This window comes from Lentzea chajnantorensis, assembly GCF_054300775.1.
The window spans coordinates 1,128,286-1,144,260 of record NZ_JBSDZT010000002.1 but is presented as its reverse complement, the minus strand read 5'-3'; the positions used below and the strand labels follow the sequence as shown (position 1 = coordinate 1,144,260).

The window sequence follows — 15,975 nt, the reverse complement described above, 5'->3', positions numbered from 1 at the left end:
ACGAACGCCGCCCGCGCCGCCGTCGCGGGCGGCGTTCGTACTACGACCAGGCGTAGATTCCCCTCGACGGAGTGACGCAGGTAGATCGAATAACCCCGAAGTGGTCCGATTCGGGCTATGGCAAAGCCACGCCTCGTGGCCGCGGTTCTGGCACTCTCAGCGGTCATCGCGGCGATGGGTGTCGAGCAGCAGCACGACCTCGTTCCAACCTCGTCCGGCACGTCGGCGCCACGCGCGTACGTGGTCGGCAGAACCGGTCTCGTCCAGGTCGTCGACACCGGCAGCGGTGCCGTTCTGGCCGAGGCCGACACGGCGGGCCGCGCGACGGGCGTGGCGGTGTCACCGGACGGCGAGCGCGTCTACGTGGTCAACGGCTGGTCCGGCGCGATCACCCAGGTCGACCCGCACACCGGTGCGGTGCGCGACCGGCTCTTCACCCAGGTCCAGCTCTCCCAGGCGGCGATGCGCCCGGACGGCCAGCGCCTGTACGTGAGCGCGAGCGGCAGCGTGGCCGTGGTGGACCCGCGGGAGTTCCGGCTGGTGGCCGCGATCAAGGTCGGCGGGCAGCCGCAGGGCCTCGCGGTCCACCCGAACAACAAGGTCCTCTACGTGGCGAACGCCCAGGACGGCACGATCAGCCTGGTCGACACCGCCGTCGCGTTCCAGACCTCGACCGTCTTCGTCGGCGGCCTGCCGCAGCACCTGGCGGTGTCACCGGACGGGTCGCGGCTCTACGTGAGCGGCATGCGGCTGGGGGAGAGGACGCCGGGCACGCTGACGGTGATCGACACGGCCACGAACCGGGTCGTCGGCTCGGCGGGCATCGGCACCGGGGCGGGCGGCGTCGCGGTGACCCCGGACGGTGCGACGGTCTACGTCGCGCTGCCGAAGGAGGGCTCGGTCGCGGTGGTCGACGCGGCGACCATGACCGTGCGGGAACGCCTGCCGATCAACGCGCCCGGTGTCGCCATCGCGCCAGGTGACCGGAGGGTCTTCCTCGCGACCGGGGCGACGACGACCGTGCTGGACAGCTCGAACGCGGTGCTCGCGACCTACCCCATGCGCACCACCGCGTTCGTGGAAACGACAGGGCCGCGCCAGTTCGACGCGGCCCTGATCGCTTTCGCTCCTGGTCAGCCGACCGCGGCCGGGACCTTGACCTCCTCGTCGAAGTCGTCCGCCGGCTCGTCGTGAAGCGCGAGGCGCTCCTGGATCCGCTTGAGGGGACCGGGCGCCCACCACGCGGCGTTGCCGAGCAGCTTCAGCACGGCGGGCACGAGCAGCATGCGGACCACGGTGGCGTCGAGTGCCAGCGCGAGGATCATGCCGACGCCGACGAACCGCATCATCGCGACCTGCGAGAACGCGAACGCGCCGGTGACGACGATCAGCAGCAGAGCGGCTGAGGTGATCACCCGGCCGGTCTTGGCGAGACCGGTCGTGACCGCCTCCTCGGTGGTGGCGCCGTTGCTGCGCGCCTCGACCATCCTGGACAGCAGGAAGACCTCGTAGTCGGTCGACAGGCCGAACACGATCGCCGCCATCAGCACGACGATGCCGGACTCGAGCGGCCCCGGCGTCACGCCGAGCAGGTCGGCGAAGTGGCCCTCCTGGAACACCCAGACCAGCACGCCGAAGGTCGCCGACAGCGACAGGGCGCTCATGACCACGGCCTTGAGCGGCAGCACGACCGAGCCGAACGCGAGGAACATCAGCACCAGCGTCGCGCCGACCAGCAGGGCGACCATCAGCGGCAGCCCGTCCTTGATCGCGTCGAGCGAGTCGCTGACCATGGCGGTGTTGCCGCCGACGAGCACCTCGGCGCCCTGCGGGGCCGGCAGCGCGCGGACGTCCTTCAGCGCCTGCTTCGACTCGTCGCTCAGCGCGTCCCGGTCGAGCCCCGCGGACACGGCGGTGACGCCGTTGCCCTGGCCGAGCGGCTGGAGGTCACCGATGCCGGAGACGTCCTTGACCCGGTCCAGGTACTGCTGGACGGCGGCCTGGTCCCCGCCCTTCACGACGACCTTGAGGCCGGTGCTGGAGAGCGCGGAGAAGTTCTCGTTGATGTTCTCGGTGGCCACGCGGACGGCGTTGCCCTCGGGCAGCACCTTCTCGGTGACCTGGCCGAACTGCACGCCGAGGAACGGCGCGCCGAGCGCGACGAGCACACCGATGATCGGCACGGCGACCAGCACGGGCCGCTTCATGACCTTGCCGCTGAGCGTGCGCCACCCGCGTTCGCTGGGCTCCTTCTTGCGCCACGGCATGGCGAGCTTGTCGACGCGGTGGCCGAGCACGCCCAGCAACGCGGGCAGCAGCGTGAGGGAGACGAGCGCGGCGATCGCGACCGCCGCGACACCGCCGTACGCGAGTGACTTCAGGAAGCCGTGCGGGAAGATCAGCAACCCGGCGAGGGCGATGACCAGCAGCGTCGCGCTGAACAGCACGGTGCGGCCGGCGCTCGCGACGGTGCGGCCGACGGCCTGTTCGGTCGTGCGCCCCTGCGCGAGCTCCTCGCGGAACCGGCCGACCATGAACAGGCCGTAGTCGATCGCCATGCCGAGGCCGAGCAGCGAGGCGACGTTGACCGCGAACGAGTTGACCTCGGTGTAGATGGCGACGACGTGCAGCACGCCGAGCGCGCCCATGATCGAGAGACCACCGACGACGACCGGCAGCGACGCGGCGACCAGGCCACCGAAGATGACCACCAGCAGGAGCAGGACCAGCGGCAACGAGAACATCTCTGCCCGCGTGAGGTCCGCCTGCGACATGTCGTTGATGGCCTTCTGGGTCGGCACGAGACCGCCGACCTGCTGGCTGAACCCGTCGATCGCGAGCCGCGGCTGAACGTCCTCGAACTGCTTGATCTGCTCGTTCGAGTCGCTGCTGCTCAGCGTGATGACGACGAGGGCCTGCTGCTGGTCGTCCGCAGGCACGGGCCCGACGACGCCCAGGACGTCCTCCTCGGGCAGTCCGGCGACGTGGTCGGCGACCTTCTTCAGTTCGAGCGGGTTCGCGAAGTCACCCCGGTAGATGACGATCACATCACCGTTCTTGCGCCCGAACGCCTCTTCAGCGACCTTGTCCGCACGCGCGGCCTCACTGCTCGGGGCCTCGTACCCACCCTGGCTGAGCTTGTCGAACACGCCCAGTCCCCACACGCCGCCGAGGACGGCGAGCAGTACGGTCGCGACCAGCACCACCCAACGCCGTCTGTGTGCGAGCGAGCCCCATTTCGCGAACATGGACGACGGCCTCCTGGGTAGTACCGTGAACACCCGAACCTTGTAAACACCGTTCACTGAAACCGTACGGGGCCGTGCACGGGGTCTACAACCCGATGGAGTGACATATGACCCAGGCCACTCGCCGAGACCGCCTTCGCGCAGAAACAGAGCGTGAGATTCGGCAGGCGGCCCGCGCCCTTTTGGTGGAACGCGGCCGTGACGCAGTGACCCTGCGTGCGATCGCACGCGAACTGGGCATCACCGCACCGGCGCTCTACCGCTACTACGACTCGCACGACGCGCTGCTGCGCCAGCTCTGCGACGACATCTGCCAGGACATGGGCGCCGCGCTGCACGCCGACCTGGCCGCGGAGACGTCCGACCAGGTGGACTGCCAGGTGCGGGCGGTGTGCCACAGCTTCCGCCGCTGGGCGCTGGCCCACCCGCAGGAGTTCGCGCTGGTCTTCGCCTCACCCCGCGACCCGCTCGGCGCCGACCAGTTCGGTTCGGTGTTCCTGCAGCTCGCCGGTGGGCTGATCGCGTCCAACCTGGGCGCCAAGCACGTGGACGACCCGGTGCCGAAGGCGCTGCACGAGGACCTGGCGCGGTTCCAGCAGGTCCTGATCGACGTGGTGGGGCAGCACGGCGTGACCGTCGGCGACGACGTTCTCAGCCTGGGCAAGATCTACTACGTGGTGCAGTCGTGGGTGCGGCTGTACGGGCACGTGGCGCTGGAGGTGTTCGGGCGCTTCCCGTTCGCGGTGAGCAACCCGGAGCCGATGTTCGACAGCATGATCGACCAGCTGCTCACGGACATCGGGTTCGACGAGGAGGAGGCCGCTGCTCGGTGAGCAACGGCCTCCTCGTCGACTGACGTCCTACAGGACGACGTTCACCAGGCGACCGGGGACGACGATCACCTTGCGCGGCTCGCCACCGGCGACCAGCTCGGCGATCTTCTCCTCGGCCAGCGCCGCCGCCTTGATCTCGTCCTGCGCGGCGGAGGCGGACACGACGACCCGCGAGCGGACCTTGCCGTTGACCTGGATCGGGTACTCGACCGTGTCCTCGACCAGGTACTGCTCGTCGGCCTTCGGGAACGGGCCGTGGGCCAGCGAGCCCTCGTGGCCCAGCTTCGTCCACAGCTCCTCGGCCACGTGCGGCGCCTGCGGTGCCAGCATCAGCACCATCGGCTCCGCCAGGGCGCGCGGGGTGCCCGCCGAGTAGTGCTTGGTGACGAAGTTGTTCAGCTCGATCAGCTTCGCGCCCGCCGTGTTGTAGCGCAGGTTCGCGTAGTCGTCGTGCACGCCGGCGATCGTCTTGTGCAGCAGCCGCAGCGCCTCGGCGGACGGCTCCTCGTCGGTGACGCGCAGCGAGCCGTCGGTCTCGTCGACCAGGTTGCGCCACAGGCGCTGCAGGAACCGCTGCGCACCGACGACGTCCTTGGTCGCCCACGGGCGGGAGACGTCCATCGGACCCATGGACATCTCGTAGAACCGGAACGTGTCGGCGCCGTACGTCTCGCACATCTCGTCCGGCGTGACGACGTTGTTCAGGCTCTTGCCCATCTTCCCGTACTCGCGGAAGACCTCTTCGCCGTTGTAGAAGAACTTCCCGCCGTCCTCGACCACCTGGGTCGCGGGCACGTACGTGCCGCGGGCGTCGGTCCACGCGTACGCCTGGATGTAGCCCTGGTTGAACAGGCGGCGGTACGGCTCGTCGCTCGACAGGTGCCCCAGGTCGAACAGGACCTTCTGCCAGAAGCGCGAGTACAGCAGGTGCAGCACCGCGTGCTCGACACCGCCGATGTACAGGTCGACGCCGCCGGGGTCGTTCGCGCCGTGCTCGGCGGTGCGCGGGCCCAGCCAGTACCGCTCGTTCTCCGGGTTGACGAACCGCTCGGTCTCGACCGGGTCGACGTAGCGCAGCTGGTACCAGCACGAACCCGCCCAGTTCGGCATGGTGTTCGTGTCGCGGCGGTAGGTCTTCAGCCCGTCGCCCAGGTCCAGCTCGACCGTCGTCCACTCACCGGCGCGCGACAGCGGCGGCGACGGGACGGTGTCCGCGTCCTCCGGGTCGAACGTGCGGGGGGAGTAGTCGTCGACGTCGGGCAGCTCGATCGGCAGCATCGACTCGGGCAGCGGGATCGCGGTGCCGTCCTCGTCGTAGACCACCGGGAACGGCTCGCCCCAGTAGCGCTGGCGGCTGAACAGCCAGTCGCGCAGCTTGAACTGGACGGTGCCGCGGCCGTGGCCGTGCTCCTCCAGCCAGCCGATGATCGTCTTCTTGGCCTCGTCGACCAGCATCCCGTCCAGGAACCCGGAGTTGATCGCGGGACCCTCGCCGGTGAACGCCTCGCCCTCGAAGCCCTCGGACGGCTGGACCGTGCGGATGATCGGCAGGTCGAACTTCTTCGCGAAGTCCCAGTCGCGCTGGTCCTGACCGGGCACGGCCATGATCGCGCCGGTGCCGTAGCCCATCAGCACGTAGTCGGCGACGTAGACGGGGAGCTCCGCGCCGTTCACCGGGTTCGTGGCGTACGCCCCGGTGAAGACGCCGGTCTTCTCCTTGTTCTCCTGGCGGTCCAGCTCGGACTTCAGGGACGCCGCGCGCCGGTACGCGGCGATGTCTGCCACGCGATCGGGCGCCGCAATCTGGTCCACCAGCTCGTGTTCCGGTGCCAGGACCACGTAGGTCGCGCCGAACAACGTGTCCGGACGGGTCGTGAAGACCTCAATGCTCTCGCTTCCCACCGCAAATCGGACTCGGGCACCGTGCGAGCGCCCAATCCAGTTGCGCTGCATGGCCTTGACCTTGTCCGGCCACTCCAGCCGGTCCAGGTCGTCGATCAGCCGGTCCGAGTACGCGGTGATGCGCATCATCCACTGGCGCAGGTTTTTCCTGAACACCGGGAAGTTGCCACGCTCACTGCGACCGTCCGCGGTGACCTCTTCGTTCGCCAGCACAGTACCCAGTCCCGGGCACCAGTTGACGGGCGCCTCCGACAAGTACGCCAGCCGGAAATCGCCCAAGATCCTTTGCTGGTCGGCAAAAGACAGCTCAGACCACGTGCGACCGTCCGGAGTGGGACGCTCGCCGGACTCGAACTGGGCGACCAGCTCGGTGATCGGACGGGCCTTGTCCGCGTCGGCGTCGTACCAGGAGTTGAAGATCTGCAGGAAGATCCACTGGGTCCACTTGTAGTAACCCGGGTCGATCGTCGCGATGCGGCGGCGCTCGTCGTGGCCCAGCCCCAGCCTGCGGATCTGCCGCAGGTAGGTGTTCATGTTGTCTTCGGTGGTCTTGCGCGGGTGCTGCCCGGTCTTCACCGCGTACTGCTCGGCCGGCAGCCCGAAGGCGTCGAAGCCCATCGTGTGCAGCACGTTCCGGCCGTTCATGCGGTGGTAGCGCGCGAACACGTCCGTGCCGATGAAGCCCAGCGGGTGGCCGACGTGCAGGCCGGAACCGCTCGGGTACGGGAACATGTCCTGCACGAACAGCTTGTCGTCCGGGACGTCACCCTTGAGCGCGCCCACGGGGTTCGGCGCGTGGTAGGTGCCGTGTTCCTCCCAGTACCGCTGCCACCGCTCCTCGATCCGGTTCGCCAGCTCCGCGGTGTAGCGGTAGGCGGGGATCTCCGCCGCGTCCGTGCTCATCTCAACGTCCCTCTCACCATCGATCCTGCCCCTGACATGACGAAACCCCCCAGCCCAGATGGGCATGGAGGGCTGCCGCGCCGACCGTCTTGCGATCAGGTCGTCGCGGCTAGATAAGGAGCAGGCGGGCCGTGCTCATGCCGTCAACGGTATCAGCGCACCGCAAGCGACCCGAACCGGGCGGTGTCGTGCGGCACACCGGGCCGGGGTGACTTTCCGGTGAACGCGGCGCAGCACCTACCCTCATGGGGTGAACATCGTGCTGTCGGTCGTCCTGGGTGTGCTCGGCGTCGCTCTCGGCGCCGTCGGTCTGCTCGGTCTGCAGGGCAAGCTGCGGCGCAACCGCTTCGTCGGGGTGCGCACGGCGGCGGCGCTGCGGGACGAGGAGACGTTCGCGCTGGCCAACCGCGTCGCCGGGGTGCCGAACGTCGCGGCCGGCCTCGTGGCCGTCGTGTCGGGCGCCGTCTCGTTCGCGCTGCCCGACCTGGCCGTCACGGCCGGGGTCATCGGCCTGGTCGGCGCGCTCGGCATCGCCGTCGCCGGTGGCGTGCTGGGGCACCGCGCGGCCGAGGCGCTGCCGGAGCCGGTCAAGCCCAAGGGCTGTGGCGGCTGCGCCTGCGGTGGTGGCGGCTGCTCGCCGCTCGCCGGTCTCTGAGCCACCCGAGCCGTTCGCGGCTCGGACGTTTCACGTGAATCAGTTGAGGCGGACGTCGGTCGGGTAGGTCGACAGGAGCGCGAGCGGCATGCCCTGCCGGCGCAGCACCCGGCCCCACAGGTCGACGTTCGCCCCGGCCAGCACGTCGTCGGCCAGGCCCGTGACGACCATCCAGTCGCCGCGCTCGATCTCGCCGGCCAGCTGGCCCTCGCCCCAGCCCGAGTACCCCGCGAACACCCGCAGGCCGCGGACCAGCGGCAGCAGGCTCTCCGGGTCGGCGTCGAGGTCGACCAGCGCCACCGGGCCCTGCACGCCGACCAGGCCCTCGACCTCCTCGGGGTCGGTACCGGCCTTCAGCGCCGCCAGGCACAGCGCCGTCTTCTGCTCGACCGGACCGCCGATGTGGATGCACTGCGGGCGGGTGACGTGCGGGCCCCACGGCGGCAGGACGTCGAGGACGGCCACCTCGGAGGGGCGGTTCAGCACGACGCCGAGGGTTCCCTCTGGGCGCTGGTCGATGATGTAGACGACCGTGCGCGTGAAGTTCGGGTCGGTCAGGCTCGGGGCGGCAACCAACAGGGAGCCAGCTTCGACCTCGGCATCGGGACGCACGTCACCATGAAATCATCCGTGATCGCCGGAACAACTCAGGGCCGCGCCCCGTTAGACTTAACTGTCGGATGTCTTTGTGTCCCCCGGGCTCAACAGACAACCGCCTTCGCGGAATACCGTACGGCTGGAGCCGCGTAGTGCACCGCGCCGTGAGGCGACCTGGCATCCGATCCAGGGGAGCCGGACCGTGAGGTCCGGCTTTCGTGGTTTCCGGGCAGGCGAGCATAGAGTGCAGGCGTGACAACGGCTGCGGAGCGGAAGCACCACTGGGGCTCGCGCCGGTTCCTCGGCATCCCGGCGTACCGCAGGCTCCTGGCCACCCGGCTCGCCTCGCAGTGGGGTGACGGGCTCTTCCAAGCGGGCCTCGCCGGAGCGGTGCTGTTCAACCCGGAGCGGCAGGCCCACCCGGCCGAGATCGCCGCCGGGTTCGCCGTGCTCCTGCTGCCGTACTCGTTCATCGGACCGTTCGCCGGTGCCCTGCTGGACCGGTGGGACCGCAGGCGGGTCGTCCTCGTCGCGAACCTGCTGCGCGCCGCGTTCGTGCTGTTCACGGCCGTCGCGGTCGGCATGGGGCTGTCCGGGCTGCCGCTGTACGTCTTCGCGCTCATCGTCATGGGCATCGGCCGGTTCGTCGGGTCGGGGCTCAGCGCGGCGCTGCCGCACGTCGTGCCGGCGGACCACCTGGTCGAGGCGAACGCGCTGGCCGCGACCGCGGGTGCGGTCATGTCGGTGGTCGGCGCGGCCAGTGCGATCGCGTTCCGCGCGGTGCTCGGCGCCGGTGACGGCGGGTCGGGGTGGACCACCAGCATCGCCGCGGCCGGCATGCTGCTCAGCGCGTTCATCGCCAGCCGGTTCAAGGCGGGCGCCCTCGGGCCCGACGAGGTCGACGAGCCGCACAACGCGGTCAAGGCCGTCGCCCGCGGTCTGCTGGACGGCGCGAAGGCCACCCTGCGCACGCCGAGCGTCACGGCCAGCCTCGCGGCGCTGCTGGCGCACCGGGCCGCGTTCGGCGTGAACCTCATCATCACGCTGCTGCTGATGCGCTACGCCCTGGAGGACGTCGGCATCCTCAAGGCCGGCATCGGCGGGCTCGGCGAGGTCGCCATCGCCGGTGGCGCGGGCATCCTGCTCGCCGGCGTCCTCACCGACCGGATCGTCAGCCGGTTCGGCATCAAGCGCACGATCTGCGGCACGCTCGTGCTGACCGCGGTGGCCCAGCTCGCGCTCGGGTTGCCGATGACGCTGCCGTCGATCCTCGCGGCCAGCTTCTTCCTCATCTTCGCCGGTCAGGTCGTCAAGCTGTGCGTGGACACCGCGGTGCAGCACGACGTCGGCGACGAGGTGCGCGGCAGGGTGTTCGCCCTCTACGACACCCTGTTCAACGTCATGCAGGTCACCGCGGTGTCCCTCACGGCGACGGTGATCCCCCTGGACGGGCGCTCGCCCGCTCTCATCGTCACCGCCGCCGGTCTCTACCTGGCCGGTCTGGGCGCCTACCTGCTCCTGCTAGCGCGGAAACGGCAGGCGCAGCATGCCGCTCTCGTGCGCGAAGACGACAGCAGCCACCCGATCGGGTAGGTCGAGCCGCCGCAGGATGTCGGCGACCTCGTCTGCCACCCGCTGGTGCCCGAGACCGAGCACGCGCGCGATCTCGTGGTCGGCGTGACCGCGTGCGAGACAGCGCAGCACGGCCCGCTGGTCGTCGGTCAGCTCGTCCAGGTCGTGCACGACCGGACCAGCGGAAAGTCCCCAAGTGAACATCTGCATCACCCCCATGAGCAGTACCCATGGTGCCGTGGCGCGCTGTCAGTTCGCTAACGCGGGGATTTCATGCGCTCACGATGGGTCACCCGTTTGGTGGCGTAAGACCCTGGTCGCTGGCCCAGTCGAGCAACGCGGCCTCGGCCTCGTCGCGGTCCAGCGGCCCCCGGTCCAGGCGCAGCTCCTTGAGGAACTTCCACGCGGCACCGACCTGCGGCCCCGGCGGCAGGCCGAGCAGCTTCATGATCTCGTTGCCGTCGAGGTCCGGCCGCACGCGCGCAAGGTCCTCCTCGGCCGCAATGCGCCCGATGCGTTCTTCGAGGGAGTCGTACGTCCGCTGCAGCTGGTTCGCCTTGCGCTTGTTGCGCGTCGTGCAGTCGGCGCGGACGAGCTTGTGCAACCGCGTCAGCAGGTCACCGGCGTCCGTCACGTACCGGCGCACGGCCGAGTCGGTCCACTCGCCGTTGCCGTAGCCGTGGAACCGCAGGTGCAGGTAGACGAGCTTCGCGACGTCCTCGGTGATCTCCTTCGAGTACCGCAACGCCCGCAAGCGCTTGCGGACCATCTTCGCGCCCACGACCTCGTGGTGGTGGAACGAGACGCCGCCGCCGGACTCGAACTTCCGCGTGGCCGGCTTGCCGATGTCGTGCAGCAGCGCCGCGATGCGCAGCACCAGGTCAGGTGACTGATCGACATCTTCGAGATCGATCGCCTGTTCCAGCACAACCAGCGAGTGGTCGAAGACGTCCTTGTGCTGATGGTGTTCGTCGATTTCCAGCTTCATGGCCGTGAGTTCCGGCAGGACGATGTCCGCCAGGCCGGTCTCGACCATGAGCTCGATGCCGCGGCGGGGGTGCGCCCCGCACAGGAGCTTCGAGAGCTTCCACCTGCACGCGCTCCGGCGTGATGCGGGCGAGCTGGCCTGCCATCGACCGCATCGCCTCCACCACCCGCGGCGCCGCGGTGAAGCCCAGCTGGGAGACGAACCGCGCCGCGCGCAGCATCCGCAGCGGGTCGTCGCCGAACGACTCCTGCGGGGTCGCCGGCGTGTCCAGCACCCCCTCGCGCGCGGCGGCCAGGCCACCGGTCGGGTCGACGAACTGCCGGGCGGCCACGTCGAACGCCATGGCGTTGACCGTGAAGTCGCGGCGGACCAGGTCGCCGTCGACGGAGTCGCCGAACGTGACCTCGGGGTTGCGGGTGACGCCGTCGTAGACGTCCGCGCGGAAGGTCGTGATCTCGATGATCTCGCCCTGCTTGGACGCGCCGACCGTGCCGAACGCGATTCCGGTGTCCCACTGGGCGTCGGACCAGCCGGTGAGGATCTTCTGGATCTCGGCGGGGCGCGCGTCCGTGGTGAAGTCGAAGTCGTTCGTCCGGCGCCCCAGGACGGCGTCGCGCACACTGCCGCCGACGAGGTAGAGGCGCTTGCCGGCGGTCGCGAACCGCTCGGCGAGCTCGGCGACGACTGGTGTGATGGTGGGCTCTTCCACCACCGCATTCTGCTGGAGCGGTCGAGACACGAGAAACCAGCGTACTCAACGATCGTAAGTACGATCGGCCGTATGCCCCCGTCAGCCGCTCGATCCGGAGGTGCCACGCCGGGGCGCCGGAAGCGGCGCCGGGGCCGGCGGCTCAAGACCGTCGACGAGACGTCGGCGGGTGGCCTGGTGCTCGACGGCGAGCAGCGGGCGGCGGTGATCGGCAGACTTGACCGGCGCGGCCGGTTGCTGTGGTCTTTGCCGAAGGGTCACATCGAGGCGGGCGAGACCGCGGAACAGACCGCGGTGCGCGAGGTCGCCGAGGAGACCGGTATTCATAGCAGGGTCCTGCGCCCGCTGGGGTCGATCGATTACTGGTTCGTCGCTGACGACCGCAGGGTGCACAAGACCGTTCACCACTTCCTCCTCGAAGCGACGGGGGGAGAGCTTTCCGACGAAGACGTGGAGGTCACCGAGGTGGCGTGGGTGCCACTCGGCGAACTGGACGAGCGACTCGCGCATGCCGACGAGCGCCGACTGGTCCGCCGAGCCGCCGAACTGCTCTCCGGCCGCCCCCGTGAAGGGGCCGAGTCGGCGTGAGCGTCAGGAAGCTCCTCTGCACAGCTGCCGTCGGCGCCTTCCTGCTGACAGCGACACCCCCGGTGCTCGCGGTCGAGCAGCAGGACGAACCCGAGCAGGTCAACGCGCTGCCGTTCGCGCCGGCGCCCGCCACCCAGGTGTGGGCGACCAGGCCGCTGTCCTCGCAGCCGGGCCAGCAGCAGCCGCCGCAGTTCGTGCGCATGGACATTGCGCAGCTGACCCCGCGGTTCGTCACCGGCGACTCGCCGGACAAGATCACGATCAGCGGCCGGGTCGTCAACGTCGGCGACCGCAAGGTGTCCGACATCGTGCTGCGCCTGGAGCGCGGTGAGCCGCTCGGCACCGAGGACGACCTGCGCAAGGCGTTGCGCGAGCCGGCGGCCGCCGAGTTCGTCCAGCCCAGGTTCACCGAGGTCGCCGACGAGCTCCAGCCGGGCCAGCAGCGCGACTTCACGCTCGAGGTGCCGTTGCGCGGTTCCGCGCCCACCTCGCTCGGCATCGAGGAGCCGGGCATCTACCCGGTCCTCGCCAACATCAACGGCAAGCCGGACTACGGCGGCACGGCGCGGCTGGCCGCATTGTCGACGCTGCTGCCGGTGCTCGGCGTGCCCGGCGGCGGCACGAAGACCAAGGCGGGGGACCCCGCGAAGCTGACCATGCTGTGGCCGATCGCGGACAAGCCCAGGCTGGCCCGGTTGGGCGGCGAGGGCGACTCCGAGCTGGTCGACGACGAGCTGGCGCTGTCGCTGTCGGTCAACGGCCGGCTGTACGGCCTGCTGCAGGCCTACGAGCAGGCCGTGTCGTCGATGAGCACCTCGCTGTGCCTGGCCGTCGACCCCGACCTGCTGCGCACCGTCGAGGCGATGACCACCGGCTACCGGATTCGCGGTGGCGCCGAGGGCAGGGGCCGGGCGGAGGCCCAGCTGTGGCTCGACCGGCTCAAGCGCGCGGTCGCCGGCCGGTGCGTCGTGGCCATGCCGGACGCCGACGCCGACCTCGTGGCGCTCACCAAGGCCAAGCTCGGCGACATGCGCACGCTCGCGCTCAGCGGCGGCGTGAACGAGGTCAGGCGAATCCTCGCCGTCCAGCCGCTGCCCGAGCTGGTGTGGCCCGAGGACGGCCTGCTCGACCAGGCGACGTTCGACGAGCTGGGCTCAGGGCAGGACCACCCCTCTGACGAGGACCTCGACTACAACGGCATGAAGTCCGTGCTGCTCGCGCCGTCCGCCGTCGCGGACGCGCCCGGCACCGCACCCGTCCGGCTGCTCTCCGTGGACCGCCCGGTCACCGCGGTGCGGATCGACTCGATGGTGTCCGACGCGCTGCAGGGCGGCGAGTCCCGCCCGCGCACGCTGTCCGGGGTCACGACGCCGGTGGAGAGCCAGCCGGTGTCCGTGCAGAACGCACTGGCCGCGCTCGCGTTCCGGGCCGGGTGGCAGGGCGACGGCCGCACCGTGCTGGTCACGCCGCCGCGCCGGTGGAACGCGCCGCTGTCGGAGATGAACGAGCTCCTGTCGGCGGCCCAGCGCCTGGTCACGGCCGGCTACGCGACCCAGGTCGGGCTGGAGGAGCTGGTCAGGGCCAAGCCGGAGGCGTCCGGAGCCAAGCTCACCTACCCGGCGGAGGCCGGCGCGCGGGAGATCCCCGCCTCGATCGCCGACTCGGTCGCGAGCCAGAACCTCGCGCTCGCCGGTCTGGTGAAGTCGATGCAGCAGGAGGACCGCGAGCACGCCGCTCCCGCCGACCTGGCCGGCCCGCTGCGCCTGGGCCAGCTGCGGGCGATGTCGAGCGCGTGGCGCGGTGACGAGAACGGCGCGCGCACCGCGGCGTACATCAGCGACAGCGAGATCAACCGGCTGTCCGGCCTCGTGAGCGTCACGCCGCCGAACAGCTCGATCCTGCTCGGCTCCGGTGACAGCCCCATCCCCGTCACCATCACGAACAAGCTCGACGTCCGCGTGACCGTGCGGATCGTGCTGGCCGAGACGCCCGGCATCCGCGCCAAGGAGCTCGCTGACCAGGTGCTGCCCGCCCGCGGCGAGCGGGTCGTGCGGGTGCCGGTCGAGGTGCTGCGCTCCGGCCGGTTCCCGGTCAACGTCCGGCTGACCACTCCCGACGGCGTCGCTCTGGGTGACACTGTCAAGCTGGAGGTGTCGTCGTCCGCCTACGGCACCACCACGGTGATCGTCACCGTGGTGGCCGCGATCGCGCTCGTCCTGCTCTCGGGACGGCGGATCATCAGGCGGGTCCGGGCTCGCAACGGCGAGAACGGCGACGACGCACCGTCCATCGAGAACGTGACACCGGAGAAGTCGAGCGCGTGAGCGAGTCAGCCACGACCACCGAGCCAGGGCAGCAGAAGCAGGCACCCTCGGTAGCCAGGGCCAGCGGCTCCATGGCGATCGCCACGATCGTCAGCCGCATCACCGGCCTGCTGTCGAAGGTCCTGCTGGTGTCGGCGCTCGGCGTCACCACTCTCAACGACTCGTACCAGGCGGCCTCCACGCTGCCGACCATGATCAACGAGCTGCTCCTGGGCGGCATCCTGACCAGCGTGGCGATCCCGCTGCTGGTCAGGGCCGAGAAGGAGGACGGCGACGGCGGTGAGTCGTACGCCCAGTGGTTGATCAGCATGGGCATGGCGGTCCTCGCCGTCGGCACGGTGGTCGCGGTGGCGTGCGCGCCGTTGCTGACCAAGCTCTTCATCGCCGACTCGCCCACCGCGAACCCGGCGCTGGTCACCGCGTTCGCCTACCTGGTGCTGCCGGGGATCATCTTCTACGGGCTGACCGCGCTGCTCAGCGCGGTGCTGAACGCCCGCCACGTGTTCGGCCTGCCCACCTGGGCGCCGGTGCTGAACAACGTCGTCGTGATCGGGGTGCTGGGCGTCTACTGGATGCTGCCCGGCGAGCTCTCGCTCAACCCGGTGCGCATGACCGACGTCCACCTGCTCGTGCTCGGCCTGGGCACCGCCCTCGGCGTCGCGGTGCAGGCCCTGGTGCTGGTGCCGGCGCTGCGCAGGACCGGTTTCCGGTTCAAGTGGCGGTTCGGCTGGGACGCCCGGCTGTCCGAGTTCGGCAACCTGGCGTTCTGGGTGATGCTCTACGTCGGCCTCGGTCTCGCCAGCATGACCGTGCTGACCAAGGTGGCGACGCACAGCGACGGTGCGCTGGGTGCCTACAACTACCAGTGGCTGATCGCGCAGGTGCCGTACGGCGTGCTCGGCGTTTCGCTGCTCACGGCGTTGATGCCGAGGATGAGCCGGGCGGCCGCGCACGGCGACAACGAGCAGATCGTGCGGGACCTGCTGTTCGGCAACCGCATGTCGGCGATCCTGCTGATGCCGTTCAGCGTGCTGATGACGGTCTCCGGTGTCGCGATCGGCCTCGCCGCGTTCGGCCACGGCAGGTCGGGCGTCGACGGCGGCACGATGATCGGCCTGGCGCTGGCGCTGTCGGCGTTCGGACTCGTGCCCTACGCGGTGACGTTGCTGCAGCTGCGCGTCTTCTACGCGATGAAGGACGCGCGCACGCCGACGTTGCTCCAGGCGTTGATCGTGGCGGTCCGGATCGGGTTGCTCTACTTCTTCCTCGCCGTGTCCGAGCCGCAGCAGCTCGCCGTCGGTGTGTCGCTCGCCATGTCGCTCAGCTTCGTCTTCGGCGCCGTGGCCGGTCAGGTGTGGTTGCGGGTCCGGTTGGGCCGGCTGCGCACCGGGTTCACGATCTGGACGATCTGCCTGACCGTGGTCGCATCGGCCATCGCCTTCGCGGTGGCCAAGAGCGTGAACGCGCTGGTCCTGGGCGCGTTCGGGTCGATCCACCCGGTTGCCGCCGGATGGGTCGAGACCATCCTGGTGACGGTGATCGGCCTGCCGCTCGCGTTCGGTCTGCTGGCCGCGTTCCGGGTGCCGGAGATGAAGCCGGCGATCGACAAGATCAACCGTTTGGTGCGGCGCCGATGACTCCAGTCCGTGAGCGTCT

Annotated in this window: 11 protein-coding genes and 1 pseudogene; 7 read left to right on the top strand and 5 right to left on the bottom strand. The window is 70.0% G+C overall.

Annotated features, from left to right (window positions below):
* Positions 1 to 117 precede the first annotated feature (117 nt).
* Positions 118 to 1,194 carry a beta-propeller fold lactonase family protein gene (locus ACVDFE_RS06245; protein ID WP_360393803.1) on the top strand — a complete coding sequence of 359 codons (1,077 nt, stop codon included), beginning with the start codon at positions 118 to 120 and terminating at the stop codon, positions 1,192 to 1,194.
* Here the strand turns inward: ACVDFE_RS06245 and ACVDFE_RS06240 are convergent.
* Complete coding sequence (locus ACVDFE_RS06240) at positions 1,134 to 3,203, bottom strand: MMPL family transporter (RefSeq protein ID WP_360393801.1); 2,070 nt, start codon at positions 3,201 to 3,203, stop codon at positions 1,134 to 1,136. The two genes, ACVDFE_RS06245 and ACVDFE_RS06240, sit on opposite strands and share 61 nt — an antisense overlap.
* 152 nt (positions 3,204 to 3,355) lie before the next feature.
* Between ACVDFE_RS06240 and ACVDFE_RS06235 the strand changes: the two genes are divergently transcribed.
* On the top strand, positions 3,356 to 4,081 hold the full coding sequence (locus ACVDFE_RS06235) for a TetR/AcrR family transcriptional regulator (RefSeq protein WP_458429841.1): 726 nt from the start codon (positions 3,356 to 3,358) through the stop codon (positions 4,079 to 4,081).
* Positions 4,082 to 4,108: 27 nt separating this feature from the next.
* On the opposite strand, the gene leuS is transcribed toward ACVDFE_RS06235, so the two are convergent.
* Positions 4,109 to 6,886 carry a leucine--tRNA ligase gene (gene leuS / locus ACVDFE_RS06230; protein WP_458429840.1) on the bottom strand — a complete coding sequence of 926 codons (2,778 nt, stop codon included), beginning with the start codon at positions 6,884 to 6,886 and terminating at the stop codon, positions 4,109 to 4,111.
* A 250-nt stretch (positions 6,887 to 7,136) separates the two neighbouring features.
* Between leuS and ACVDFE_RS06225 the strand changes: the two genes are divergently transcribed.
* A complete protein-coding gene (locus tag ACVDFE_RS06225; RefSeq protein WP_360393792.1) occupies positions 7,137 to 7,541 on the top strand; it encodes an SdpI family protein in 405 nt (134 codons plus the stop codon).
* Positions 7,542 to 7,580: 39 nt separating this feature from the next.
* On the opposite strand, the gene ACVDFE_RS06220 is transcribed toward ACVDFE_RS06225, so the two are convergent.
* A complete protein-coding gene (locus ACVDFE_RS06220) occupies positions 7,581 to 8,153 on the bottom strand; it encodes a YqgE/AlgH family protein (RefSeq protein WP_360393789.1) in 573 nt (190 codons plus the stop codon).
* A 237-nt stretch (positions 8,154 to 8,390) separates the two neighbouring features.
* Between ACVDFE_RS06220 and ACVDFE_RS06215 the strand changes: the two genes are divergently transcribed.
* On the top strand, positions 8,391 to 9,731 hold the full coding sequence (locus ACVDFE_RS06215; protein WP_458429839.1) for an MFS transporter: 1,341 nt from the start codon (positions 8,391 to 8,393) through the stop codon (positions 9,729 to 9,731).
* Here the strand turns inward: ACVDFE_RS06215 and ACVDFE_RS06210 are convergent.
* Both ACVDFE_RS06210 and ACVDFE_RS06205 read right to left on the bottom strand, forming a co-directional pair.
* A complete protein-coding gene (locus tag ACVDFE_RS06210; RefSeq protein WP_360393783.1) occupies positions 9,660 to 9,914 on the bottom strand; it encodes a LuxR C-terminal-related transcriptional regulator in 255 nt (84 codons plus the stop codon). The two genes, ACVDFE_RS06215 and ACVDFE_RS06210, sit on opposite strands and share 72 nt — an antisense overlap.
* 85 nt (positions 9,915 to 9,999) lie before the next feature.
* Positions 10,000 to 11,437 (bottom strand): annotated as a pseudogene (locus ACVDFE_RS06205) (CCA tRNA nucleotidyltransferase).
* 42 nt (positions 11,438 to 11,479) lie between these two features.
* On the opposite strand from ACVDFE_RS06205, the gene ACVDFE_RS06200 reads away from it, so the two are divergent.
* Genes ACVDFE_RS06200 through murJ form a run of 3 tightly spaced genes read left to right on the top strand, consistent with a single transcriptional unit; the run spans position 11,480 to position 15,956 of the window.
* Positions 11,480 to 11,995 (top strand): NUDIX hydrolase, encoded by a 516-nt coding sequence (locus tag ACVDFE_RS06200; RefSeq protein WP_360393777.1) that lies wholly within the window; start codon positions 11,480 to 11,482, stop codon positions 11,993 to 11,995.
* A complete protein-coding gene (locus ACVDFE_RS06195; RefSeq protein ID WP_360393775.1) occupies positions 11,992 to 14,319 on the top strand; it encodes a DUF6049 family protein in 2,328 nt (775 codons plus the stop codon). Before ACVDFE_RS06200 ends, ACVDFE_RS06195 begins: the two co-directional genes overlap by 4 nt.
* The gene (gene murJ, locus ACVDFE_RS06190) at positions 14,316 to 15,956 is read left to right on the top strand and encodes a murein biosynthesis integral membrane protein MurJ (RefSeq protein WP_458429838.1); all 1,641 of its coding nucleotides are present in this window, start codon (positions 14,316 to 14,318) and stop codon (positions 15,954 to 15,956) included. Before ACVDFE_RS06195 ends, murJ begins: the two co-directional genes overlap by 4 nt.
* Positions 15,957 to 15,975 lie beyond the last annotated feature (19 nt).

Bases quoted from the DNA above. Each gene is read 5' to 3' on its own strand.
- ACVDFE_RS06210 (WP_360393783.1), bottom strand. From the start codon at position 9,914: ATGTTCACTTGGGGACTTTCCGCTGGTCCGGTCGTGCACGACCTGGAC.
- ACVDFE_RS06200 (WP_360393777.1), top strand. From the start codon at position 11,480: ATGCCCCCGTCAGCCGCTCGATCCGGAGGTGCCACGCCGGGGCGCCGG.
- ACVDFE_RS06235 (WP_458429841.1), top strand. From the start codon at position 3,356: ATGACCCAGGCCACTCGCCGAGACCGCCTTCGCGCAGAAACAGAGCGT.
- ACVDFE_RS06245 (WP_360393803.1), top strand. From the start codon at position 118: ATGGCAAAGCCACGCCTCGTGGCCGCGGTTCTGGCACTCTCAGCGGTC.
- leuS (WP_458429840.1), bottom strand. From the start codon at position 6,886: ATGAGCACGGACGCGGCGGAGATCCCCGCCTACCGCTACACCGCGGAG.